The sequence below is a fragment of the Paenibacillus sp. 10L310 genome, from assembly GCF_056395745.1.
In genome coordinates this window covers 1-24,385 of sequence record NZ_JBFTKC010000013.1, presented here as the reverse complement: position 1 = coordinate 24,385, position 24,385 = coordinate 1, and the positions used below count along the sequence as shown (strand labels likewise).

Annotated in this window: 24 protein-coding genes; 5 read left to right on the top strand and 19 right to left on the bottom strand. The window is 47.7% G+C overall.

The genetic code is table 11. The features are described 5' to 3' along the window. Positions 1-4 precede the first annotated feature (4 nt). The 7 genes from AC1DE7_RS22895 to AC1DE7_RS22865 all read right to left on the bottom strand — a co-directional run bounded on the left by AC1DE7_RS22895 (position 5) and on the right by AC1DE7_RS22865 (position 5,942). Positions 5-289 (bottom strand): hypothetical protein, encoded by a 285-nt coding sequence (locus tag AC1DE7_RS22895; protein WP_477535253.1) that lies wholly within the window; start codon positions 287-289, stop codon positions 5-7. Beyond that, positions 289-756, bottom strand: a complete 468-nt coding sequence (locus tag AC1DE7_RS22890) for a hypothetical protein (protein ID WP_083684547.1) — start codon at positions 754-756, stop codon at positions 289-291. The genes AC1DE7_RS22895 and AC1DE7_RS22890 overlap by 1 nt, the downstream gene beginning before the upstream one ends. A 392-nt stretch (positions 757-1,148) precedes the next feature. Continuing rightward, entirely contained in the window at positions 1,149-3,230 is a 2,082-nt protein-coding gene (gene abc-f / locus AC1DE7_RS22885; protein ID WP_477535252.1) for a ribosomal protection-like ABC-F family protein, read from the bottom strand. A gap of 98 nt (positions 3,231-3,328) precedes the next feature. Further along, a complete protein-coding gene (locus AC1DE7_RS22880) occupies positions 3,329-3,490 on the bottom strand; it encodes a hypothetical protein (RefSeq protein ID WP_017691697.1) in 162 nt (53 codons plus the stop codon). 113 nt (positions 3,491-3,603) lie between these two features. Beyond that, positions 3,604-3,888 carry a YesK family protein gene (locus AC1DE7_RS22875; RefSeq protein ID WP_315372898.1) on the bottom strand — a complete coding sequence of 95 codons (285 nt, stop codon included), beginning with the start codon at positions 3,886-3,888 and terminating at the stop codon, positions 3,604-3,606. Positions 3,889-3,941: 53 nt separating this feature from the next. Next, positions 3,942-4,940: a glycosyltransferase gene (locus AC1DE7_RS22870; protein ID WP_340937552.1), complete on the bottom strand. Its 999-nt coding sequence runs from the start codon at positions 4,938-4,940 to the stop codon at positions 3,942-3,944. A gap of 18 nt (positions 4,941-4,958) precedes the next feature. Continuing rightward, on the bottom strand, positions 4,959-5,942 hold the full coding sequence (locus tag AC1DE7_RS22865; RefSeq protein ID WP_477535251.1) for a phosphotransferase family protein: 984 nt from the start codon (positions 5,940-5,942) through the stop codon (positions 4,959-4,961). Positions 5,943-6,102: 160 nt separating this feature from the next. Here AC1DE7_RS22865 and AC1DE7_RS22860 point away from each other — a divergent pair, with 160 nt between their 5' ends. Next, positions 6,103-6,693, top strand: a complete 591-nt coding sequence (locus AC1DE7_RS22860; RefSeq protein WP_036671691.1) for a TetR/AcrR family transcriptional regulator — start codon at positions 6,103-6,105, stop codon at positions 6,691-6,693. Positions 6,694-7,004: 311 nt separating this feature from the next. Further along, positions 7,005-7,583, top strand: a complete 579-nt coding sequence (locus tag AC1DE7_RS22855) for an NAD(P)H-dependent oxidoreductase (protein ID WP_036671608.1) — start codon at positions 7,005-7,007, stop codon at positions 7,581-7,583. 597 nt (positions 7,584-8,180) lie between these two features. Here AC1DE7_RS22855 and nikE read toward each other — a convergent pair. The 10 genes from nikE to AC1DE7_RS22805 form a co-directional block, all read right to left on the bottom strand. Continuing rightward, positions 8,181-8,981, bottom strand: a complete 801-nt coding sequence (gene nikE / locus AC1DE7_RS22850; RefSeq protein ID WP_477535250.1) for a nickel import ATP-binding protein NikE — start codon at positions 8,979-8,981, stop codon at positions 8,181-8,183. Positions 8,982-9,142: 161 nt separating this feature from the next. Next, complete coding sequence (nikD, locus tag AC1DE7_RS22845; protein ID WP_047840856.1) at positions 9,143-9,949, bottom strand: nickel import ATP-binding protein NikD; 807 nt, start codon at positions 9,947-9,949, stop codon at positions 9,143-9,145. A 39-nt stretch (positions 9,950-9,988) separates the two neighbouring features. Next, entirely contained in the window at positions 9,989-10,819 is an 831-nt protein-coding gene (gene nikC / locus AC1DE7_RS22840; RefSeq protein ID WP_036606611.1) for a nickel ABC transporter permease subunit NikC, read from the bottom strand. Continuing rightward, complete coding sequence (nikB, locus tag AC1DE7_RS22835) at positions 10,816-11,760, bottom strand: nickel ABC transporter permease subunit NikB (protein ID WP_340983972.1); 945 nt, start codon at positions 11,758-11,760, stop codon at positions 10,816-10,818. Before nikB ends, nikC begins: the two co-directional genes overlap by 4 nt. A gap of 35 nt (positions 11,761-11,795) precedes the next feature. Further along, positions 11,796-13,430 carry a nickel ABC transporter substrate-binding protein gene (gene nikA, locus AC1DE7_RS22830; protein WP_127551534.1) on the bottom strand — a complete coding sequence of 545 codons (1,635 nt, stop codon included), beginning with the start codon at positions 13,428-13,430 and terminating at the stop codon, positions 11,796-11,798. 296 nt (positions 13,431-13,726) lie between these two features. Beyond that, a complete protein-coding gene (locus tag AC1DE7_RS22825) occupies positions 13,727-14,668 on the bottom strand; it encodes a glycoside hydrolase family 113 (protein WP_477535310.1) in 942 nt (313 codons plus the stop codon). 5 nt (positions 14,669-14,673) lie between these two features. Then, positions 14,674-15,711, bottom strand: coding sequence for a glycoside hydrolase family 130 protein (locus AC1DE7_RS22820; RefSeq protein WP_076251869.1), 1,038 nt, complete (start codon positions 15,709-15,711; stop codon positions 14,674-14,676). A gap of 229 nt (positions 15,712-15,940) precedes the next feature. Beyond that, complete coding sequence (locus AC1DE7_RS22815) at positions 15,941-16,774, bottom strand: carbohydrate ABC transporter permease (RefSeq protein ID WP_036671615.1); 834 nt, start codon at positions 16,772-16,774, stop codon at positions 15,941-15,943. Between the two features lie 2 nt (positions 16,775-16,776). Then, positions 16,777-17,664, bottom strand: a complete 888-nt coding sequence (locus AC1DE7_RS22810; protein ID WP_017691677.1) for a carbohydrate ABC transporter permease — start codon at positions 17,662-17,664, stop codon at positions 16,777-16,779. Positions 17,665-17,859: 195 nt separating this feature from the next. Further along, positions 17,860-19,173, bottom strand: coding sequence for an ABC transporter substrate-binding protein (locus AC1DE7_RS22805; protein ID WP_127551528.1), 1,314 nt, complete (start codon positions 19,171-19,173; stop codon positions 17,860-17,862). 452 nt (positions 19,174-19,625) lie between these two features. Between AC1DE7_RS22805 and AC1DE7_RS22800 the strand changes: the two genes are divergently transcribed. The 3 genes from AC1DE7_RS22800 to AC1DE7_RS22790 all read left to right on the top strand — a co-directional run bounded on the left by AC1DE7_RS22800 (position 19,626) and on the right by AC1DE7_RS22790 (position 23,214). Next, positions 19,626-20,816 carry an AGE family epimerase/isomerase gene (locus tag AC1DE7_RS22800; protein WP_477535249.1) on the top strand — a complete coding sequence of 397 codons (1,191 nt, stop codon included), beginning with the start codon at positions 19,626-19,628 and terminating at the stop codon, positions 20,814-20,816. After that, positions 20,813-21,997 (top strand): glycoside hydrolase family 130 protein, encoded by a 1,185-nt coding sequence (locus AC1DE7_RS22795; protein WP_477535248.1) that lies wholly within the window; start codon positions 20,813-20,815, stop codon positions 21,995-21,997. Before AC1DE7_RS22800 ends, AC1DE7_RS22795 begins: the two co-directional genes overlap by 4 nt. A 140-nt stretch (positions 21,998-22,137) precedes the next feature. Further along, complete coding sequence (locus AC1DE7_RS22790; protein WP_047840864.1) at positions 22,138-23,214, top strand: substrate-binding domain-containing protein; 1,077 nt, start codon at positions 22,138-22,140, stop codon at positions 23,212-23,214. A gap of 75 nt (positions 23,215-23,289) precedes the next feature. Here the strand turns inward: AC1DE7_RS22790 and AC1DE7_RS22785 are convergent, their stop codons facing one another. Then, positions 23,290-23,967 (bottom strand): hypothetical protein, encoded by a 678-nt coding sequence (locus AC1DE7_RS22785; RefSeq protein WP_047840865.1) that lies wholly within the window; start codon positions 23,965-23,967, stop codon positions 23,290-23,292. 314 nt (positions 23,968-24,281) lie between these two features. Then, positions 24,282-24,377, bottom strand: a complete 96-nt coding sequence (locus AC1DE7_RS22780) for an IS3 family transposase (protein ID WP_477535106.1) — start codon at positions 24,375-24,377, stop codon at positions 24,282-24,284. Between the last annotated feature and the right edge of the window lie 8 nt (positions 24,378-24,385).

Here is a 24,385-nt window from a genome sequence, read left to right as displayed (position 1 = left end):
CCGGTTATCCTCCCGAGCCGCGGAAGAAGCTACCGAAGCCGCTTGATTTGGACTTGGATTTGCTATAGGAGCTGTTACTGTCCTTATTGCTACGATACGACGACCCACCGTAGTAATAGTGCCCACTGCTGGAATCATATTCACATCCGGTATCATACTCCGGGTCACATTCATCATTGTTGCTACCACAACCGGATAACACGGCAGGAACCGCCAGCATCAGGGAGAAAGCAACCAGCTTTGCTTTTGATCCGGGTTTTGATGCTCGCCCCCGCTCTTGGTCACTCATCACAGATCCACCTCTTTCATATAAAACAACACTTTCTTGCGATCCGCATCCAGCACGGAATACAGGAACTCATACGTCTTGCCACCGCGAACCATGTAATGGTCCAGCAGTTGCTCGGCAAGCTCCATCGTATAGGTGGAGGATACTGTGAGTTCCAATTCCTGAAATGAACTTCCATTCCACAACATATACTCTGCACTATACATGGAAGACATTTTGCACATCGCCAGCGCAGCATCCGCAATGGCTGCACCGTACTCGTCCGGCATCTGTTGGTCATACGCCGTCACATATACTGCATGTTCCCGCCCATCCTGGCATTCATTGGACAGATGCGCCCAGAGTTTGTTTTTCACCAAGGTGGCATCCACCAGTTTGCGCATGAACAGTTCATCTCGTGTGACTGAAGCCTGTTCCAGCACTCCCGTCTCCGCCTGTCGATCATCCGACCAACTCCGATACGTCAATGAATAATAGATACCGATAACCTCCCTTTTTGCGAGCTCTTAGGTGAGCCGTTTCAATTCATACAAACGTATTTAACGCATCAGAAGGAAAAAAGTTACACTAGTGAATCAATTTCATAGTACCTTTAGCTGCTTCAAATCAAGGCTAGACATAGATCAAAATGGTTTAATTTGTCTATGTGTAGTTACAAAACTTCATTTTTAGTGATTTATGAAATTGATTCTATTCACCATGACATGTAATAAAGAACATGTTGGCTACCTTCGTTCTCCGATTAACGAAGCAGGAAATAACATACTGTTTTCTACTTTTAGTATGTAATCCAGTTCAAAAAGGCCGGAGAAGACTCTCCGACCTCGTTTGTTCCATCTTATGCTCATGCCATTCGGACTTATAACTCAGCCCACTGTGCCAATACATCATTATATTCAGCGGACAATTGCTCGCGATCATTCCAGATTTGTTCCAGTTCAAGCGGATTGTTCTGCACCATTTCCAACTGTTGATCCAGCACCTGAATCTCTGCCTCAAGACGAGCCAACGTCTGTTCCAGCTTCTCCGCAGATTGTTGGTTGCCACTGCCACTTCTATGTTTCGATGCAGTTGCTGCCGAAGGAGTCAACGCCTTACCTGATTCAGTAGAAGCTTTATGATCATGACTTCCACCGGCAGCTACAACAGTGGATCCGTTCATTGTCGAGGTTGCTCCTGGCTTCTTCCCTGATCTGGCAGTCCCGCCAGGCTCGGACGTTAAACCTGACTTCATCTCTGACTTGGTGTTCCCACGAGAAGAAACGCCCACGCCTGCTGTAGCCTGAGTTGTCGCCGCCGCACGAGCTTGCAAATCAAGCTTCTTCTCACGATACGCCTCATAGTCTCCCAGATAAGCGGTCATCTGACCGTCCTCCAGTTCCCAGACACGGGAAGCGAGGCGATTGACGAAGTACCGATCATGCGAGATGGCAAGTACAGTTCCTTCAAAATCAACCAAGGACTCTTCCAGCGCTTCTCTGGATGCGATATCCAGATGGTTGGTTGGCTCATCGAGCAACAGTACATTGGGTTTACGTTGCACCAGCAGAGCTAGCCGCAGACGCGTCCATTCCCCGCCAGATAATTGCCCGACAGAGCGGAATACATCCGCTCCATAGAACAAATATCGTGCCAGAATTCCGCGAGCCTCTCCCTCTTCCACGCCTGCTTCTAGACGGAAGTATTCGAGTACGTTCAGCTTTGGATTCGTAGGTTCCTCCTGTTGAGCCAGATACCCGACATCCACACGCGCCCCCCACTCCAGCTTGCCCGCATTGGGCTGCTCGTCACCAAGCAACAGCTTGAACAGTGTCGTCTTGCCGGAGCCATTGCGGCCAATGAGTGCAATTTTATCTCCATATTCCAGCAGACCCGAGACCCCGTGCAGGATTTCACGCTCACCATAGCTCTTCTCGACCTGTTCCAATACCGCTACCCGTTTACCCGTTCGATCCGTAGGACGCACATCGAACTCGGCATTTCGGCGCTCCAGTACAGGACGCTTCACCTGTTCCATCCGCTCGATGGCTTTACGCATAGAAGCCGCCCGTCTGAAGAACTTTTCATTCCCACCAACTCGGCCCCACTCCTCTAACTGGCGGATCGTTTCCTTCATTTTCTTGATAACCTTCTGCTGCTCCTTGAACTCCTCGAATTGTTGCAACAGCCGTTGTTCCTTCACTTTCATATATTCCGTATAACCGCCAGCAGATGTTTCCGCTTCTCCATCCTCCAGCTCCAGTGTTCGATTCACGACCCGATCCAAAAAATAGCGATCATGCGAGATCAGGACAATGGTGCCGGGATATTCTCGTAAAAATCCTTCCAGCCACTCAACCCGCTCCAGATCAAGATGGTTTGTCGGCTCATCCAGCAATAACAGGTCGGGTCTTACGATTAGCTGTGAAGCCAGCACCACCCGAGTCTGCTCCCCACCAGACAGGGAACCAAAGCGCCAACCATAGTGTGCCTTGGCGATATCCAAACCGTCCGCCACCTGATCGATCCGGGCATCCATTTCATATCCACCCTCACGCTCGAACTGGTCTTGCAGTGCCGCGTAGCGTTTCAGCAGGCGCTCCAATTGATTAGGGTCTGCTGCACATGCCGGATCGGACATCTGCTGCTCCATTTCCTTCATTTGCGTGCGACATATCATAAGCTCCTTGAATCCAAGACTCAGTACATCCAGTACGGTATGGTCATCCAATCCTTCTGGAACCTGAGCCACATATCCCATTCGTGTATCTTTCTTGATCATCAATTGCCCTTCATCCGGCTTGTTCAGTCTTGCCATCAGGCGCATAAGTGTGGTCTTGCCGCTTCCGTTGCGGCCAATCAGGGCGACCTTGTCACCTTCCATAATTTCAAACGTAATGCCGTCCAGCACCAGATGTGCTCCGTGGTATTGAGTCAGTTGTTGCGCGCTAATCATTATCATAATAAGGTTCCTCCTATGGTATGGAAGATCCTGACCGCAACACAAAAAGAGCCGCAGGAGGTTAGCTCCGCGGCCCTTCAGAATTCAAGCAATATCGCTTATCGTCCGAATGAGGTCAAGGCAGGCATCTTCTCGCAAATGTTAACTTCCGTATATTCAAAATTGGACAGACTTCTCCCGTTGGTCAGAAAAGTATGAACAATGCCAGCCATAGCAATCGGCAGCTGGCTAATACGGTTGTTAAGCATCTCGTGATTCACCTGTCTTCACCTCCCTTGTCATAATTAATGTCAATATATCACAGACGAATGCGTTTCCGCAACCATTCCTTTGCCCAATTCAATCATACTGTACAGTAGTTTCATTCTTACGCTTAATTCCTGCCCCGTCGCCGAAGCATTACATCCCTGATCGCCACCGTAATAAGTGTTAACATTCCCGAGGTACCCAGTGATGCGCCGAGCAGGGCATATCCGATGCCGTTCCACCCGCCAATATCGATGCTGATCATGATTACAACGGCACCGCCGAGCAAGGCCACACATGGCAATATATATTGTACCCACGTCATTCGGCGTCCTTGCAACCGGTAGATAAACCATTCAATCAGCAGTAGCACCGCCCACATTCCCAATGTCCACAAGATCAGTATTTCCATAAGGTTCCCCTCCTGTTGCTGGATGGATTAAGCCCTTTGTTACAGACCTTACGTTACTTCAACCAATCCGAGAAAAAGTTCCGGTACCCTTCTTTCATTTTCGTGCGCGAAAAAGCACCAAACGCATACTCCCGGTTGTCTTCTGACACACTGCGCGGCGCAGCCGCAGCCATATTAACCAGTTCAAACCAGTTATCCTCGTTGCCTGCAAATGCATGCGTGGATCGAATGTGACCGTAGCAAGCATGCTCCGGTTTCACGACCATTTTGCCCATCGCCATCGCTTCCGTCAGCGGCATCGCAAACGTATCAAAGGCCGAACAGTTCCAATATACCTTGGATGAGTTCATCAACGTAAATATCTCATCCTGCGTGAGCGCAAACTTCAGCTTCACGTTGGCAGGAATGTCGTACTTCTTCATGGTTTCCTTATAGCGTACACCGCCAAACACCATATATACTTCCTTGTCCGGATTCTGCCGAGCATATTCCAGAACTAGATCCGGGCGACGGTTCGCCTCATCCCGACCGATCCAGAGCACCCGATTATGCACAACCTGGCTCGGATCATAGTGCCGGTTCGCCAGCTCTTCGCTAAAGCCAATCGGAATAACGTTCACGTCATGTACACCGAAATTGCGACCCAGCTCTGTTTTCAAAAACTCCGTCTGTACAATTGCTTTATCCACCATCGTATAAAATGGCTTCATCATCTCATATCCCGTTAGCGCGGGATCGGGGAAACTGTGCGGGAACAATACGCTTTTCGGTAAGAACATCTTCAAAAATGTAAACCCGGATACGGTGTAGATAACATGCTCTATATTTTGACTATGAATCTGATCCAGCACGATATCGTAGTTCACCAGGTCACCTTTCTCATGCTCATAACCCGGCAACCAGTCGTATCCGCTGACATGACGCTCCGGCGAGATGAACACAATATCCACACCCAGCTCCAGACCAATCTGCTTCAGCCGATCCGCAAATACGCGCGGCCCCTGAGCTTCCGTGAATTGAATTTTACGCATAACAAGTCCGACTTTACGCAAGCTTCTCACCCCTCATTTCTATTCCTCAGCCATGTGCTTCATGCACTGTTCCAGCGTCGCTGCCGTCTCATGCCACTGGTTACGCAACTGTTCCTTCGGCCACACACATTCCTCACTTCTCAGGTCACCATCAATTAAACGCAGCATCCAGAGTGAGAATACAATAGCATAAGCGTCGTACCATTCTGCAAAAGAAACCCGTTCAATCTGCATGCCCAGGCTCCCCAGTTTGTCCAAATAAACATCCATAACCCGCTCTCGCAATGCAGGCGTAACCGTTCTGGGAAACAGCGGATGCGAGAGATCAACTAGGTGATATATATCCCACAGTGGCGTATTCAGATGGGCATGCTCCCAGTCCAAGATGACCAGTCTGCCGTCCACCTCCGCCATGTTACCTGGATGCAGGTCTCCGTGACACAAAACAGTAGGAAGTTCTTCCTCTGCCGTGAGGATCAACCTGGTGATCTTATCCCAATCGGATGCAGATAGTTGCATATCCAATCTGGATAACAGTTCATCGGTAGATTGCCTATGCATTTGCAACTCATCCAACATTGTGCGAATGGACGGTTTCTGGCCCACGCGAGGCAGCTCACTCCAATCCGTAACAGGCAATGCATGCCATGCTGCCATATGTGCCGCTGCACCGAGCATCGTCGCTTCTTGCGAATCATGCACCAGTTGCCCCAGATCCTCGTAGATCATCCAGCTCTGTGCTAGAGCAATGGTAAGATCCGACGCTGCAATGAGTTGCGGATAGATTGGTGGTAAGCCAGACATCACACGCTCGTACATCCATCGTTCCCGTCCATGCTGTACAGGATTCGTCAACGGTTTGAAAATATAACTTTCACCGCTAGGAACAGTGAATCGCTCCACATATCGTCCGTTCATTCCTTTATACAACTGTTCACGGCTTGTTATATATTGATCATTCAGCATTCCTTCGGGCGTCACCCAGCTGTATGCATCCAACTCTTCGTTCACGCTACCCACCATCCATTTCGTTCTCCCTGCTACTCCGATGTTGATTTCTATTCATCATACGTTGCCGCTCACAAGCCTGCAAGCTTTGGTCGTAAGCGCTTATTCAGTGTCTCAATTCAGAGTTTCAAAATTGCTTATTGCATTTTAGTTAGTAATCACTTACTATACAATCATGAAGAACAAATCTCATGTGGATAGCAAAAAGAAAGATATCCTACAAGCGGCGATGCGCTTGTTCGCAACCAAAGGCGTTGACGGCATATCCGTCAAAGAGATCGGTGACGCCGCCGGAGTAACCGATGCGGCGATCTACAAACATTTTAAAAACAAAGATGCCGTTGCCCTGGAAGCCTTCACCCAATACTGTGTCGACTATACTGCACTCATTGATGGGTATGTTCGACAGGAAGGTCCGGTGTTGGAACGCTTCAAGCAACTGGTTACCGAGGTTCTCCATCTGCATGATGAAGATCCCTACGGACTGCTGCTGATTTCACAGAATCATGAAATATTCATTGAAGCCGGAAGCAGCGAGGATTACCGTCAGCCGTTGGATGCGTTAATGGATCTGATCGATCAGGGAATGATGCGAGGTGAACTGCCTCAGCAGGATTCACGGCTTACAGCCGTGCTGGTGATCGGTGCAATTACACGTATGGCGGTCTCCAGTATGCAAGGTGAGCTACCAGAGCTGTTAGTACCTTATACGGGGGAAACGGTTCACAGACTTGCATCGATGTTAGGGCAGGTACCCCAGGAGTAACAATGGAGATGGGATGAAGCTAGAAATGGATTAGCGGAGCGTAGGGAAAACGACGTGAGCAACTACATTATTTCCGAAGGAAACAACCTTCGTAAGTTTCCGCTTATTTCAGCTGAATCCCATCTTCGATGCTGATGATGCCGCTAGGCATGATTTGTAATCAAAAGCGGACTCTTTGAACAACTTCTAAAAGAGAATCGTCAGCATACCATTAGGATATAAGAATGGATTACCGGGTCACACGTGACCTTTTCTTTTTGCACATGAGGTTAGTGTTCATTAACTAAAATAGTCAGGACGTGTCATCTTCTATGAAAAAAATATTAATTATTCAAGGCAATCCCGTCTCCCCCAGTTACAACGGCGCACTAGCCGAAGCTTACCGTAAAGGTGCGGTGCAGGCGGGTGCCGACGTCCGCATGATCACCCTGAACGAGTTGGCGTTCAACATGAATCTGGAGGGAGGATATCGTAATAAACTTCCACTTGAACCAGATTTGCTACAAGCTCAAGAAGCGATTAAGTGGGCTGAGCATCTTGTATGGGTATTCCCAATCTGGTGGGGAGGACCGCCTGCCCTGTTGAAAGGTTTCGTTGACCGAATCTTCATGCCAGGTTACGCCTTCAAGTATCAAAAAGGAAAACCTTTCCCGGATCAACTGCTCAAAGGCCGCACCGCTCGCATGATCACCACGATGGATGGTCCGAGCTGGTACTTCAAATGGTTCCAAGGTGAGCCTGCACATAAAATGATGAAAATCTCCACATTTGCACTGACTGGCATCAAACCTGTGCGGATAACACCTGTAGATCAAGTTGGTAAAAAGTCAGATGAACAGAGAAAGAATTGGCTTGATAAGATTGAGCAGCTTGGGCGGAAGATGGGGTAAAGATTTCTGCAAGAAACCCTCATGGGAAGTATATACTTCTCTCCAGATTTTCACGTTTTAAGTTAAATCAAAAATCTGTGGATACGCGCAATTTGAAGGTAGTCCTGTAATCCGCAGGTGGCGCAATTGTAATTATAGTCTGACTTATAACAGAAAGCAGAAATGTGCCTATTCCCAGTTACAAAAAAAGGGTTGTCCCCTACGTCTTGGACAAGACGTAGGGGACAACCCTTTTAGTATTCATTATGATCTAACGAACCGCAAACACGTTATTAGCGCCATTTCCGATAAGTCTGAGGTTTAACGAATCGTAGACGCGTTATTTCCTCGATCTGTGTATCATTTAATGATTTTAAACTAGTTTGCACTGGAATAACTTCACTGAGGTTCGTTACATTTTGCATTCCACGCTAAATCGCCATTTAACACTGACTCGGTTCGTTAGCGACCTGCACTTAGAGAGACAAATCTGCACTACAGGTCAGCTTGATACGCCAATCGCCCGCCTTTGGAAAGTCGACTTCGCATCAGTAATGCAATGGAAACGACCATGGTTAGCGCCCCAATGAACAGCCATCTACAAATACAAACAACGCATTACCTAAACGAAATACGACCTGATGGATGCTCAGGCAAAATAGCTGTAATCAACTGCTGTACAGCCGGATGATCCGACTGCATCACCGGATCCCCGGCATCACCGCTATATACCAGCTTTCCCTGATCCATCACGGCAATGCGGTCACAGATCGTCATGGCAGCTCGAATGTCATGTGTGATAAAAAGGTAAGACAACCCGTAGGATGCTCTTAACTCTCCCAGTAAGGATAGGATTTGCGTCTGGTGCACCATATCCAGGCTGCTGATTGATTCGTCCAGTACGATTAACTTTGGCTTGAGCGCAATGGCTCGTGCGATGTTAACTCGCTGTAATTGCCCACCGCTGAACTGGTGCGGAAGCTTGCTCCCATCCTCAGGTGTAAGCCCAACCTGCTCAAGCAGTTGTCCGACCACACGAAGTTGTTCTTTTGCCGAAAATCGCTCGTAATTATCCAGTGGCTCACCGATGATCTGCGCGGCAGTCATGAGTGGATTCACAGCCGAATAACAGTCCTGGAACACGACCTGTAGATCACGCCGTAATCCCTTAAGCACGGGTTTGCTGGATCGATAGATATCCTGACCCTGAAATAAAACCTGACCCTGGCTGGGCTTCTCCAGACCAAGAATGATTTTACCCAAGGTACTTTTACCTGCCCCGCTCGTACCCAGGAGCCCCAGACACACACCCTTTTCGATCGTAAGTGAGATATCTGCCAGCACAGGAGGACGCGCTCCCGAACGATCCAGCCAGTTGCGTTTGCCATAGCTATGGCTTACTTCACGTACCTGAAGCATCAGGTCACCCTCCTCTTTTGTACTTGGCAGAAGCAATCTCCGAAGAAGCTGAAATTACACATCACCATGTTCATTCCACCCCTACGCCTACCCACTCAAAACACAGTGTATTCCTTCTCTACACATACACTCACTGAACAATTCAACTCATCTGTCATTCGCTATCGTCCTAAATACATACTGGGTCTGGCATTTAACAACATCCGTGTATACTCATGCTGCGGGTGATCGAACAGTTGGTACACATCCGCCTGCTCCACAATTCGCCCCTTCTGCATGACCGCGACTTCATCCGCCATTTGCGAGATCACGCCCAGATCGTGGGAGATGAGCAAGATGGATGTGCCATACTCCGTACGTAGCCGATCCAATTCCTGAAGCACCTTGAACTGATTCACGACATCCAGTGCCGTCGTTGGTTCATCAGCAATAACCAAAGCCGGTCGCAGGCACATCGATATGGCGATCATCACACGTTGCAACATACCGCCACTCAGTTGGAAGGGATATCGCTTCATCAGTTTAGCTGGTTCGGGTAAGTTCATATCTGCCAAGGCAGCAATGGCCCGCTCCCTGGCAGCTGCTTTGGACATTCCCGTATGCGTACGCAAGGTTTCAATGAATTGAGATCCAATCGTATATACGGGTGTAAAAGCATTCATCGGATTCTGCATAATAAATCCGATTTCCTTGCCGCGGATGCGCCGCATCTCCTCACCTGACAACGAGCCAAGCTCCCGTCCATTCAGGTGGATGCTGCCCGACACTTCCATCCTGCGCGGATCAAGCAGATGGAGCAACGCGTTACATGTAACGGTCTTACCACTGCCACTCTCACCGACGAGACCGAAGACACGACCTTTTTTTAATTCAAAATCAATGGGCTCCAGTAACGGGACTGAACCCTCCGCTGTTCTTAGATTCACTTGCAGACCACGAACTTCGAGTACCTTCGCTGCATCATCCATCGTTACGTTCACCCCTCATATGCCTTCGATTCCGAACCACTACCTTTTTGCAATGCCATAACGCTCGGATAACGCTTCTCCCAAAATGTTGAACGTAATGACTACGAGCAGAATCAATGCCCCCGGGTAGATCATCAACTCCGGATGACTGCGAATATAACCTGTCCCCTCATGAATCATAGCGCCCCATTCTGCATTCGGTGGTTGAATACCAAGTCCCAGGAAAGACAGAGCAGATATATCCATAATCGCCCACCCCATCTCCAGAGTACCCATCACAACGATCGGACGCTGCACGTTGGGGATGATATGTTTCCGAATAATCGTCCACGAAGAGGAGCCGCTAATCCGCGCCGCTGCGATGAAGTTCCGTTCTTTCAGACTAACGACCATGTTCCGGCAGATACGTGCATAATACACCCACTGTACCATCATGAGTGCTAGAAGCACCTGCATCAAACCTGGACCAAAGATCCCTACAATACCGAGCACCAGCACCAGATTCGGAAACGCCATAATGCCTTCACACAAGCGCATCAACAGACTGTCCACCCAACCACCAAGGTAACCGGAGATTGAACCTACAATGACACCTATGAGCAAAGATGACAGGAAGATCAGGGTAGCGAATCCAAGCGACACTCTCGCTCCATACATCAGCCTGGTGAGATTGTCGCGTCCCAGATGATCCGTTCCGAGCCAATGCTCAAGCGATGGACTCGCCAGCTTCTGCAACAGATTCACCTTCACCGGGTCATGAGGAGCAATCCATGGGGCTAATAACGCGATCACGAAGAAAAGCAATATGATCACCGAGCAGATCTGGATGGCTCTCTGCCCTTTAAATACCGCACGCCATTTGTTTATCAATGTTCTGCCCGTCCTTTCGCTGAAATCCGTGGGTCCATAACGAGCTGCACCAGATCAACGAGCAGATTGCATACGATGAACAGGCAGGCCGCCAGGAAGACATAACATTGAATAACGGGAATATCCCGATTAAATATCGCATCGACAAAATAACGTCCGAACCCAGGCCAGGAAAACACCTGCTCTACAATAATGGTGCCTGTGAGCAGCTTGCCCATACTCATCCCCATTCCTGTAATAAGGGGCGATATGGCGATTTTCAGGACATGCTTGAGCATAATCACTCTTTCGCGAATCCCGCGTGTTCTCGCATACTGTACATATGTCTCCTGCAATTGCTCCAGTACACTGGAACGTAACAATCGGGTGTAGACCGCAATAAGAATCAAGGAGAGAGTAATCGTAGGCAGAACCAGATTCTCCCACGATCCACGCCCCTCCACAGGTAGCCAGTCCAGCTTCACCGAGAAAAAGAAGATCAGCAAGTAACCGAGCCAGAATTGCGGAATAGATGCTCCAAAATAGGAAATCGCACGGCTGACCATGTCAATCCAGCTATTCTTATACACCGCGGCCAGTATTCCCAATGGAATACTCACCAAAGCGGATAACAGCATACTCCAGAAGGCTAGTTCAGCCGTAGCAGGAAGCCTTAATTTCACTTCATCCCATACGGGTTTGTTGGTGAGATATGAGGTGCCAAAGTCGAGCTTGGCAATCTTCTGAATCGTATGCACATACTGGGTTAATAAAGGCTGATCCAGACCGAACTCATGCCGCTTTTGCGCAAGCAGCTCCGGTGTTGGATAGATATGAGCGGCTGTCAGATAAGCCTCGGCCGGATCAACTGGTGAAATATGAATAAGCGCAAAGGTAACGAGTGTAGCGATAAAAACGATAGGAATGATCGCGATCATTCGTTTCCCGATATAACTGATCAACAAACTTCCTCCCTTTTATCAAGCTACATGGATCATTATTGGTTGCCCAATTCAATGCCTACAAACGGATTCTCATCACGGTTCGCCGGGAAAATAAAGTTGGAAATTTTCTTCTGATATACCGCCGTTTTCTTAACATACGAGATGGGGACAATCGCCGATTGTTCCTGGAGTGTTGTCAGGATAGAGCCATACAGCTCCTGACGTTTCGTCTCATCTGTTGATGATAGTGCGGCATGTACCTGCTCGTCCAGTTCCTTTTTCATCGGCAAGGCACTGAGCGTCTCAGAGATACCAAATCCAGGGCTCGCTACAACGTTAATGAAGGAATGTGGATCATACGGAGCACCATAGTTGTACCAGAAATACAGGTCAAAATCATTGGCTTTCAAACGTTTGATCTGTACCGTCAGTTCTAGCCCAGTGAGGTTTACCTTAACCCCAAGCTCGCTCCATTCCGCCTGAATGGTCTCAGCCATCGCTTTCTGAATCGGGTCCGTCTTGTCAAAAATCATTTCGAATTCAAGCTGTTGTCCGTCTTTCTCACGAACGCTACCATTCGCAGGCATCTTCCAACCCGCTTCATCCAATAAAGCTTTGGATTGTTCCACGTTATATTCGATCGGTTTCAGGTCAACATTGGTGTATGGGTAGTTTTTGGATAGTGCCGTATCTGCCGGTTCTTCCAGACCCAGAGTGATGCCTTCCACCATCGCTTTTTTGTTAAATCCTTGCTGGAGCGCCATCCGCACTCTGAGATCAGACAGCTTCGGATTGGAGGAATTCAGCAGCAGATCTCGCGTACCTACCGGATCAGACAGCTGACTCACATATTTATCGTTGTCACGAAGCTGTTGGAACGCATCCAGACTGATCATACCTTCACCATAGATCAGGTCGAGATCACCTTTTTCAAAAGCAAGCACGCGGGTTTCTGCATCAGGGATGATCTTAACCGTAATCTGATCCACCTTCGGTGCGGTTCCCCAATAATTCGGGTTGCGTTTGAAAACAGCATATTCGTCCTGCTTGTAATCAGCCAGCATCCACGGGCCCGTTCCAACTGGCTCTTTGATGCCTTGGGATGTATCTCCGTCATCCGGGAATCCGGCTTCACCCAGGAAGCGGAAAGGACGAACCACAGACAAATCCTGAAGAACAGGATAGTACGGCTCTGTGAGTGTCATACGGAACGTGTGGTCGTCCACAACCTCTGTCTTGTCGAGCACACCTACAATGCCCAGCCAGCTATGTGTAGCTTTATTTTTCATCACAGCGTCAAAATTCTTTTTCACAATCTCAGCATTAAATGGCGTACCATCTGAGAATTTCACACCTTGGCGAAGCTTAAATGTATATACTTTGCCGTCATCGGAGATGGTCCATGATTCTGCCAGCGCAGGTTCAAGTTTTCCGTCCTTCTGGTAACTGATCAGTGGCTCATAGAGCATGGATTGGGCAAATAATTGCGAAGGATTGTACGTGTGCGGATTCATTGTACCGATATCACGTGGCCATGACATCGTAATCGACTTCGTAGATGTTTGATCCGAAGCAGCAGATGAGGATTCATCTCCACTTCCTGTATTGCTGCAACCCACAATAACGAATAACAACAAGAGCATAGTTGCCAACGTGAGGGCCGAAGATTTGCGATGTTGTACAGACATGAATGTTGAACCCCTTTTCTCTATTTTATGATAATGATTATCATATTCATCCATTAAGAATAGGCAGGAGCCCTCCTTTTGTCAACAAAATTCGACATGGTATGTGTTGTTACTAAAATAGCCAAAAAACCTTTCCTATGGGAGGAAAGGCTTCTTGACATGAATGTGAATTGCAACTAAAAAAATAAGCTCCACCATAATCTGTTATTCATTGCTCACAGCATGGAAATCACGAAAGTACATATGGAGATATATCACTGAAATCCATCTTCACATACGCCTTCTTGTTTCTCATTTTAAACGTCTACAGCGATGCCCTCATAGAACCGACGAATCACCTGCTCCGCTGGCTTGCCGTAAACACCATATCCATCATCGGTCAGCGCCTCCTTCTCCGCATGCAGATGTGCGCTCCAATCCCATAGACCGAATCCGCGTACCCAGTCACGCTGACTAACATGCCGGAACATGGTCTCATAGAAATGCTCTTGTTCCTCCGCGCTCACTTCGCCTTCCAGTCCCCAATCGTTCGGTACCTGGGCTGATCCACTGCGGCTGGGACAACCTGCTTCCGCAAAGAAAAAGGGTTTGCCATAGGGAGCAATCACCTGTTCAATACGATCCAGTTGCGCCTCCCAATCTCCGATGGGATAATAACCACTGGAAGAGATGACGTCAACGGCATCCCACCATTTCACATGACCTTCCTGATATTTATCCGTGTTGTACGACACCAGTCCTGTGTACACTTCACGCACACCGGCGATCACCTCGCGCCACTCTTCATCCCGATGCTCGGATTGCACCATCTCACAGCCTACGATGAACATCTCACACTTTTCCTGCTCTGCAATCGTTGCATAATGCTTCTGAAATGCTGTGTAACTGCGGAACCAATCCTTCCACTTCGGCTCACACGGCACGTCGATATCAAAAAAGTTAATGTGTGCACGCCATGTGCCATCGGTACAATTGACGGTTGGTTTCAGAATGACATGCAGCCCGAGTGTACGGGCATAACGAATCATGTCCACCAGTTCATCATCTTCCACCAGATGTGTACCCCGATACTTGACCTCTACCGCCTGCGGATGATCCTGATGTGCCGCCAGTGCAAAAATAACATGAGAACTGCCTGTACGTTCAGCCATCAGGCGCAAGGATTCTTTGGCCTCTGGCTTGCGGAAGTCACCCTTGCCACTCATCCAGCCAAATGTAAATCCCTTAATATAATCCATATGCATTACAGCTTGCCCTCTTCATGATCTCCGGCGATAACTTCATCCGTCTCGATCACATAGTTCACGATCTCTTCGATGGTCGTGTACGCCACGCCCACATACGTGTCGGCGGCGCCGTAATAGATAGCGATACGTCCGGTCTCGGCATCATGCAGTGTTGCACACGGGAAGATGACGTTATCAACGAAGCCTTGTTCTTCGTACCATTTTTCCGGTGTCAGTACAAAGTTGGAGGAACGATATTTTACTTTGGATGGCTCATCCAGATCCAGAATGACCGCCCCCATGCTATAGACAAAACCATTACAGGTCCCAGTGACGCCATGGTAGAACATCAGCCAGCCTTCGGACGTTTCGATCGGAGCAGGCCCGCCACCAATTTTGACCGATTGCCACCAGCCTTGGCCGCCCTTGCTCATCACATGACGATGCTTGCCCCAATACACGAGATCCGGGCTTTCACTCAGGAAAATGTCCCCGAATGGCGTGTGTCCACTGTCACTTGGTCTGGACAACATTACATAGTTATCGTTGATTTTGCGTGGGAATAACACGCCATTACGGTTAAACGGCAGCATTGGATTTTCGAGGCGGACAAATGTTTTGAAGTCATCTGTTTTGGCCAGGCCCAGTGCTGCGCCGTAGAAGTCTGTACACCAGATGATGTAATACGTGTCCTCGACTTTGACCAAACGTGGATCGTACGCATAGTTCGGCATAAACGGATCGCCATTTTCATCTACAAATGCAATGCGTTCCTCTTCAATTGTCCACTCCAGACCATCTTCGCTTGCGCCCATGTGAAGGTGTGGACGTCCATTAACGGTTTCGGCGCGGAATACACCAATGAATTTTCCTTCATATGGTACAACAGCACTGTTGAAAATGCGGGCAATGCCTTTGACCGGATTACGCGGAACCACCGGGTTCGCCGAATGTCTCCATACCGGGCCTTCCGTTCCCTCCGGTTTGTTCTCCCACGGCATATTCAGCAAAGCATCCCCAACAATGTGTACGTTTTTTGTTTCAGCAACTGACATTTTTCATTCTCCCTTCGGTTAGGCTTTATGAAATGAATACTTAAAATTGCACTAGACCACTTTGATGACAGAACAACCTTCCGATCGCCGTTATCCCCAGATTTTTTTTGATCCCCTTATAAAAGGGAAAAATCCGGTTATAAATGCGAACACTCCGTTTCTCCAGCTTTTTTCTGTCCTCTTCGTTCCTGTGTATTCTCATATGCATTTCATATAGCCTTTCGTTTTTTTATTTAACTGAGCCTTGCGCGAAGCCATTGTAGATGTACTTCTGTAACAAAAGGAAGATGATCATCGTTGGAATAATGGCGATCATGATACCGGCGCTGATGACCTCCCACTGCGATCCGAACGGTCCCTTGAATTTGAACAAGGCGGTGGATATGACCTGTAGATCGGTCTTTGGCATGTAGAGGAACGGTGTGTAGAAGTCATTATAGATGTTCACACCCTTCACGATAATGACCGTAACAATGGCCGGTTTCAGCAGTGGCAGAATGATTTTCCAGTAGATCGTGAAGTACGACGCGCCGTCCAGCATGGCGGATTCATCCAGTGCACTTGAGATGGAGCCAAGGAACTGCAGGAAGATATAAACCGCGATGATATCTGTACCCAGATACATCACGATGGCCGCCCAGCGTGTGTTAAACAGGTCGAGCGCATTGATGATCTGGAATGTGGCGACCTGTGTCGTAACACTTGGAATCAGGGTAGCGAGCAGGAATGCCGCGACCATGATTTTCTTGCCCTTGAATTTGAACCGATCCAGTACATACGCGATCATGGAACCCGTTAAGGTCGCTCCTATAATAGAGATGATCAGGATAATAATTGTATTTTTGAAACCAACCAGCATGTTGCCATCCACAAAAGCCTTCGCATAGTTCGCGAAGTTCAGCCAGTTGGCTGGCGGGGCAAGCGGGCTGCTGGTAGCGTATTCCGCATTGGTTTTGAGAGATGCAAACAGGATGACCACGATGGGCAAAAGCGCGATAAACGCCGCAATAACCAGGGAAGCATATTTAACCACGCTCGCAAGGGTGTATTTGAGTTGTGTCACGTTTATTCCTCCCCTTTCATGGTGACGCGCTGCACAAGCGTAACGAGAATAACGATCAAGAGCAGCACCACAGCCATGGCGGATGCCAGTCCCAGCTTGCCATATTTAAACGCCAAATGAACCGTCTGGATTACAAATGTCATACTGCCGTTGGAACCATCGGTCATGATATATGGAATATCGAACGCACTAATTGCGCCGCTAATCGCCAAGATCAGGTTGAGCTGCAGGATACGTGTAATGCTTGGCAGGATGATGTGGCGGAATTGCTGCCAGCGATTGGCGCCATCAATATCGGATGCTTCATACACATCCTTCGGAATGGAAGAGATTGCACCCAGGAAAATGATAAAGTTGAAGCCCATGTATCTCCATACTGATGCACCTGCGAGTGACACGTTGATAATATTCGGATTACCGAGCCAGAGCTGCGTGTATTGTCCCAGCCCTACAGCATGCATGAGCATATCGAGTGTACCGTCCGGTTTGAAGAAAAAGAGGAAGATAAAACCGATGGCTACCCCATTCAGCAAATAAGGGAAAAACAGTATGCCTTTGAAGAAGTTTTTGCCTCGAACTTTGAAACTCAGAATGGTGGCAAAGTAAAGCGCCAAGCCCATCTGTAAGAACGTAGCCACGAAGTAGTACAAGCTGACAATAAATACTTTGAAGTATTCGGGATCACTGAAGATACGCGTATAGTTCTCAAAGCCAACATAATCAAACCTTTTGCTGTATCCGTTCCAATCGGTGAAACTGTATTTGAACATGTTGATGACCGGTAAGTATGCAAACGTAAACAGCAACGCCAGCGGAATAATTGAGAAGGCACAGATGATAAATATGCGTTGCGCTGAGTAGCCCCAATTCGAAAGTTTTAAGTACTTCATGCTCTCCACACCTCCAAGCGGTTTTCCCGCCTATATATCGAAAGACTCCCGTCCAATGGAATTCCTGCGGAATAACTGCCGGGGAAGAGTATGGGTATCATCCTTTCAAATACCACATACTCCATACTCCATTCATAAATGGCTTCCTATATCCCCGCAGTCCATTCATCACCTGATCCACTTACGTTAATCCAATTATTTTGTGAGTTCTGCTCTTGCTTTGACCCACTTGTCGTTCAGATCTTTCATGATGTCGTCATACGATTCCTTGCGGTTCCCAATACCTGCTTCGATAATGCGTTTCTTGAAGTCAGGCTGCCAGAGACCGATTTCGCCTTCGTTATCAATCTTGTCGACCAGACCTTCCTGACCTTCTTTGGCAGGCGTGAGTGTGGAGAATTTCACATCTTTATATTGATCCAAAATTGGTGGTAATTCCGCGTTTTTGTCTGCATCCATACCGCCGCCCTGTTCAACTGCATAGTTCGATTTCGCCAGGAACCAGTCAATCCAAGCTTTGGCAGCAGGTTTGTTCTCACTGTTCACGTTCATGCCGATGTTATAGTCGGCGGAGAGCGGAACCACAACCTCACTTGCATTGGTTGGAAAAGGAAGGAATCCGATGTCATCCGGTGTATCCGTCATGCCTTGAATCTGTGTGATGGCCCAAGAGCCCAGTGCCATTGTGGCAATCTTGCCTTTGGCGAGATCCGCTTTGGAGCTTTCCCAGTCGGTTGTCGTTGGATCTTTCTCGATTAGACCGTTCTTGGCTGCATCATAGAGCACTTTATATAGTTCATAATGCGGCTGACCAGGCACAAAGTTCTCATCTGTGTTCGGTTGGTCCACGTTAACGTAATCCACACTGCCTGCAACGGTTGGCAGATCCGATTCCCATTGGGTGAGAGCCCAGCCCGATGCATAGTTGGTGTAGAGCGGAACCGCATCTGTATTGTCTTTGACCAGTTGAAGCGCAGCCTGGAATTGCTCCGGTGTTTTTGGAACTTCCATAATGCCTGCGTCTTTGAAGACCTGTTTGTTATAAATAATTCCGGAGAACGTGATCACGGTAGGGATGCCGTAGACCTGACCATCCACCATACGTTCTTCAATGGCGGTGTATTTGTCTTTCAATTCATCGTACGTGCCGAGCGGCTCGAAAAAGTCCGGGATATCTGCGATCGGAACACTGGTCGGGATCATCAGTACATCACCGTAATCCTTGGTGCTCATACGGATCTTCACTTGTCCTTCGTAGTCGGCCAGTGCCTGGAAATTTACTTTCACATCGGGATATTCCTTGTTGAACTCAGCCGCATAGTCTTTGAACACGGTATCCACAATATCTGTCCGTTGTGTCAGAACAGTTATTTCACCTTTGATATCTGCCGGATCTGTACTGATCTCCTCCCCTGCCTGCGAAGATCCACCTCCGGATGAACATGCAGCAAGTAGTGAAGTGATGAGCAGCATCGTCAGCAACATCATCCAACCTTTGTTTTTTTTCAATTGTTTCGACCCCTCTCTTAAGTTAATTAAGTTATCGTTAAGGTTACAAAATGAATTCTATTATGGTAACGCTTACCTTTCAATTAAATTATTTATAACTTAACAAGAAAAATTGCGAGTTAATTCGTTGACATCTGTTTTTCAGGGCACTAATATTATTTAATAAAGTTACCGTTAACTTAACTATATATATTGATTAAACATTTACACGAAACGTAGAGGACAGAAAGAACCTGAAGAAGCGGAGCTAAAAGCTTTCTGTAAGAAAGCTGCATCGGAAGCATCTGCTTCGCCTTTATCACCGGAATTTCACCTTTGAAAAAGGGAATCAAAAAAATCTGGGGATAACAGCGATCGGAAGGTTATTCTATCATCGGAGTGGCCAGTGTAAATATTCTTTAGTTCAATTTATATATTAAGATTTATGTAACACGTTGAAGGAGCGCTCACTTATGAATACAAAAACAACCGAACTTCAATCTGAGATTAAGGAGCATTGGGAGAAGCAGATTTTACCCTTCTGGTCTAACCTTAAAGATACAACCCACGGTGGATTCTACGGCTGGGTTGGCAATGATCTTCAGGTTAACCAGCAGGCCCCCAAAGGCGGGATCGCCACGGCACGGCAACTATGGTCTTTTGCAGCAGCCTATCGGATTACCAGAAACGAAAGATGGCGCGAGCATGCTGAACATGCATACCGTTTTCTCGTTGACCATGTGATGGATACCGAATATGGCGGCATGTACTGGATGGTAGATTACACAGGGGAAGCACTGGATACGAGCAAACATGTGTATACGCAATCATTCGGCGTGTATTCACTCAGTGAGTACTATCGTGCTACCGGGGATGCTTCTGCATTGGAACTTGCGAAAACGCTTTTTGCTCTAATCGAGGACAAAGGTTTGGATGCCGAACTACCTGCGTACAAGGAACAATTTGATCGCACATGGAAGGAACAGCCTAATGAAATGCTGAGCGAAAATGGAGTGATTGCGGATTACACAATGAATACGCATATCCATGTGCTGGAGGCCTACACCACGCTCTATCGCGTGTGGCCGGATCAACAAGTGAAGGCGGCGCTGGAACGCCTACTCGGGATTCTGTATGAACGGGTGTATGACCAAGACACCAAGTTTCTCGGGGTATTTTTCAACAAACAGTGGGAATCCATCATTGACCTGCGCTCGTTCGGACATGACATTGAAGCCAGCTGGCTAATCGACGAAGCACTGAAAGTTCTGGGGATGGACCAACATCTGGAGTATGCGGCGATGGTAACAGATATCGCCTATAACATTTCCAATGTAGCCGTGAATGCGGATGGTTCCCTGCTCAATGAACAAGAAGGTGAACATATCGATGAGAAGCGAATCTGGTGGGTTCAGGCCGAGGCGATGGTCGGTTTCTATAACGCGTATCAGCGTACAGGTGATCCATTGTTTCTGGAGAGAGTGGAACGCTTGTGGGACTACACAAAAGAAAACATCATTGATCAGCGCGCTGGTGGGGAATGGTACTGGTCGGTTGACGGCAACGGTACACCGGATCAGAGCGAAATTGCTGGACCGTGGAAATGCCCGTATCACAATAGCAGATTCTGTATTGAACTAATGGAGAGGATGGGATCAGAATGATACACCCGAAATACAAGGAGTTACTGGAGAAACAGGAGCAGCTGCTTACTCGCCCTAATGAGATCAATTCTTCCTTTTACAACGGCGTATATGACCGGTACCAATATCCGGTAATCACTCGCCATCACGTACCACTGCATTGGAGATTCGATCTGAATGAGACGACGAACCCGCATTTCATGGAACGCCTGGGCATTAACGCAACACTGAATCCAGGAGCCATCTATTTCAATGGCAAATACGTCATGGTTATTCGTACGGAAGGATTGGATCGCAAATCGATCTTTGCGCTCGCCGAGAGCGACAATGGGATTGACGGGTTCCGTTTCACGGGTAAACCATTGGTCTGGGAAGATATCGATGCGGATGAAACCAATCAGTATGATATGCGCCTTGTTCAACATGAAGACGGCTGGATCTATGGCATCTATTGCTCGGAACGCAAAGACCCTGATGCTCCTGCATTTGATACATCCAGCGCAGTTGCACAGGCAGGACTGGTTCGTACACGGGATCTTATAAGCTGGGAACGGTTGCCCAACATCACAACGAATTCCCCTCAACAGCGCAATGTCGTTTTGCACCCGGAATTCGTGGATGGAAAGTATGCCTTTTACACCCGTCCACAAGACGGATTCATCTCCACAGGTAGCGGCGGCGGAATCGCCTTTGGTCTGTGTGAGGATATCTTGAACCCTGTCATTCATGAAGAGACAATTATCGACGAACGGCAATATCATACGGTATATGAGGTCAAAAACGGTCAGGGCCCTGCTCCGCTTAAGACGGATCGTGGCTGGATTCACATTGCTCACGGTGTTCGGAACACCGCGGCAGGCCTGCGTTATGTGTTATACACCTTTGCCACCGATCTGAATGATCCGGCGCGTATTATTGCCAAGCCGGGCGGCCACTTCATTGCCCCTTATGACGATGAGCGTGTAGGCGATGTGTCCAATGTTATTTTCTGCAATGGTGCTGTAGTCAACGAAAATGACGAGGTCTTTATCTATTACGCATCCAGTGATACCCGCTGTCATGTGGCAACAACGACGCTGGAAAAACTAGTCGATTATACGTTTAATACACCGGCTGATCCATATCGTTCCCTGGATTGTGCCAGCCAGCGGGGTCAGCTGATTGAACAGAATGAGAAGCTTTTACAGAAACAATTAACGTAACATCGGTAGAGCGTCCTCTCAGGGAAACCTGCAATGTGCTGAAAATTAGCGAAACAACAGCCAGAATGGCTTTATTCCAAGTGGGTAACGATGTATACTGATATGGATTGTTATTATGTGCGGAGAAAACACTCATCATAATGACAGCACATTGTGCCTATACCGGCTTGAAGGAGGCGACCATACTGAAGAACAATATCACCATGCGGGATATCGCCGACAGGCTCGGGGTCAGCAGTGTGACCGTCTCGAAAGCATTGAATGATAAAGATGGCGTGAGTGGCGAATTAAAGGAAAAAATTAAAGTGCTTGCTGTTGAAATGGGCTATCGGTATAATGCTGCTGCCCGTTCCATGAAGGAAGGCTTAACCCATAATATTGGCGTAATTATCCCGGAGCGTTTTACCGGGCCTACGCAGTCGTTCTATGTACGCGTGTTCCAGCGCATCACCAAACATCTGGAGGAACAGGGCTACTACGGCATTCTGCACATTCTGAATGTGGAGGATGAGGAGGAATTAACACTGCCCAAGCTGTACAGCGATAACAAGGTCGATGGTTTCATCGTGCTCGGACAGATCAGCAAAGAGTATATTGAACTGGTGCGATCGATGGAAGTTCCCAAAATGTTTCTCGACTTCTACGATGAACATTCGGACATCGATTCCGTCGTTACTGATAACTTCTACGCTGCCTATGAGCTGACGAACTATCTGGTTCAGCAGGGCCACCGTAACATTGCTTATGTAGGTAACCTGTATTCCACGAGCAGTATCCAGGACCGATTCCTCGGGTACTACAAATCCTTGCTGGAACATCGCTTGCCGATGAATCCGGATCTGGTTCTGAATGATCGGGATGAACGGGGTACGTTTATTGAGATTGATCTGCCGGAACAGCTGCCAACCGCTTTTGTATGCAACTGTGATCAGGTCGCTCATCTGCTCGTTCAAAAACTGACTTCCATGGATATTCAGGTGCCTGGCCAATGCTCTGTTGTTGGTTTTGATAATGATATCTATGCCACGCTCTCCGATCCCAAGCTCACAACCGTCGAAGTGGATGTGGAACAGATGGCACGCACGGCAGTTCAGTCCATGCTCAAAAAGGTCGACAACCCAAACCGCAGTTTCGGCCGTGTACATGTGAAAGGCAACATCATCTATCGTGAATCGGTAAGTGCTGCGTCTGCCTCATCAGATACTATGGATACTTGAACAAAAAAATGAAATAAACGAACACAGATGACTGGCCTTTATCTTACTGGCCAGTCTTTTCTGATGCATTGGAGCTTAACGACGGCGATGATCTGTTGAATCCATCAAAAATGTAGTCGTTCTCCAAATCGAGAGGATGAGGATCAGCTCATACACATTGGTTAAAGTACCGGTTTCCACTGGCAGGGAGATTAACTGCCCTACAAACAACAAGGCAGTTCCAACAAACAGCCATACCCATTTATGTCTGAAAAGAACGACCAGGCTAACAAATAACAGAACAATCCCCACGATGATCACCATCATCGGCGGACCTCCATGACCTTCTGCCATATATCTCAGTACTCCATACTCTTCTATCACCTTGAGATTTTTAACCTCGGATAAAGTAAAACCTACAATCTGGTAGATAACCAAACCTAAAGTTATCAGCCATGCCACCACACTCGTTATACTTCTATTGGCAAACTTGGCACCTGAGCTGCGCAAGATATGGTAGCCAACAAGAATAAGGGTAGGGGTAGCAAAGGCATGTAGCCAAAATCGAAGGCTACTGAGGACCATTAACACTTCCCCATCCCCTATCAAATTACCTATAGCAATAATTCCATTGTCATATGCCAAGCTGAATGCTACAAATAGCTGAAAACTGGAATACGCGAGCCATTGCTTCCTCTGGGTTAAATCGACGGCCATCCAAACAACAAGTATCAAATAAACAAGAGTAAGTACGGAGTATATCCATACATCCAAGCTGCTTCACCATCCTTATGAGTCAATTCTAATAAATTATATTTACCGGTAAGTAAAATTACAAGGCGTACTTGTATAAATGGTTAATTTGTCATAAATTACTCACAAAGGTAATGAAGATAAATAAAGATTCACAACGATCACCGGCGAGACTAACACATGCTGTAGCTGGAGATGATCCACCCTAACAAGGAGTCACTTTTCAAGCGGCCCGCCAAACTGTTTATGGAGCCGATTCATATAAAAAGAGCACTCCCGGCTATCGTAGCTGGTCATAGCCCCGTCAAGTAGACAATAAAAAAAGAGAAACTCCATTAAGCGGCGACTTTTTCCCGGAATTCAATTGGGGAGAGGTCGCCGAGTTTGTTTTGGAAACGGTCCTTGTTGTAAAACAACATATACTCTGTAATTTGGTTCC

Coding starts and splice junctions, on each gene's coding strand:
- AC1DE7_RS22795 (WP_477535248.1), top strand. CDS start 20,813: ATGATACACCCGAAATACAAGGAGTTACTGGAGAAACAGGAGCAGCTG.
- AC1DE7_RS22825 (WP_477535310.1), bottom strand. CDS start 14,668: ATGGATTATATTAAGGGATTTACATTTGGCTGGATGAGTGGCAAGGGT.
- nikD (WP_047840856.1), bottom strand. CDS start 9,949: ATGGATGATGCAGCGAAGGTACTCGAAGTTCGTGGTCTGCAAGTGAAT.
- AC1DE7_RS22895 (WP_477535253.1), bottom strand. CDS start 289: ATGAGTGACCAAGAGCGGGGGCGAGCATCAAAACCCGGATCAAAAGCA.
- AC1DE7_RS22860 (WP_036671691.1), top strand. CDS start 6,103: ATGAAGAACAAATCTCATGTGGATAGCAAAAAGAAAGATATCCTACAA.
- nikA (WP_127551534.1), bottom strand. CDS start 13,430: ATGTCTGTACAACATCGCAAATCTTCGGCCCTCACGTTGGCAACTATG.
- AC1DE7_RS22820 (WP_076251869.1), bottom strand. CDS start 15,711: ATGTCAGTTGCTGAAACAAAAAACGTACACATTGTTGGGGATGCTTTG.
- AC1DE7_RS22790 (WP_047840864.1), top strand. CDS start 22,138: ATGACAGCACATTGTGCCTATACCGGCTTGAAGGAGGCGACCATACTG.
- AC1DE7_RS22865 (WP_477535251.1), bottom strand. CDS start 5,942: ATGGTGGGTAGCGTGAACGAAGAGTTGGATGCATACAGCTGGGTGACG.
- AC1DE7_RS22800 (WP_477535249.1), top strand. CDS start 19,626: ATGAATACAAAAACAACCGAACTTCAATCTGAGATTAAGGAGCATTGG.
- AC1DE7_RS22855 (WP_036671608.1), top strand. CDS start 7,005: ATGAAAAAAATATTAATTATTCAAGGCAATCCCGTCTCCCCCAGTTAC.
- abc-f (WP_477535252.1), bottom strand. CDS start 3,230: ATGATAATGATTAGCGCGCAACAACTGACTCAATACCACGGAGCACAT.
- nikE (WP_477535250.1), bottom strand. CDS start 8,981: ATGCTTCAGGTACGTGAAGTAAGCCATAGCTATGGCAAACGCAACTGG.
- AC1DE7_RS22810 (WP_017691677.1), bottom strand. CDS start 17,664: ATGAAGTACTTAAAACTTTCGAATTGGGGCTACTCAGCGCAACGCATA.
- AC1DE7_RS22875 (WP_315372898.1), bottom strand. CDS start 3,888: ATGGAAATACTGATCTTGTGGACATTGGGAATGTGGGCGGTGCTACTG.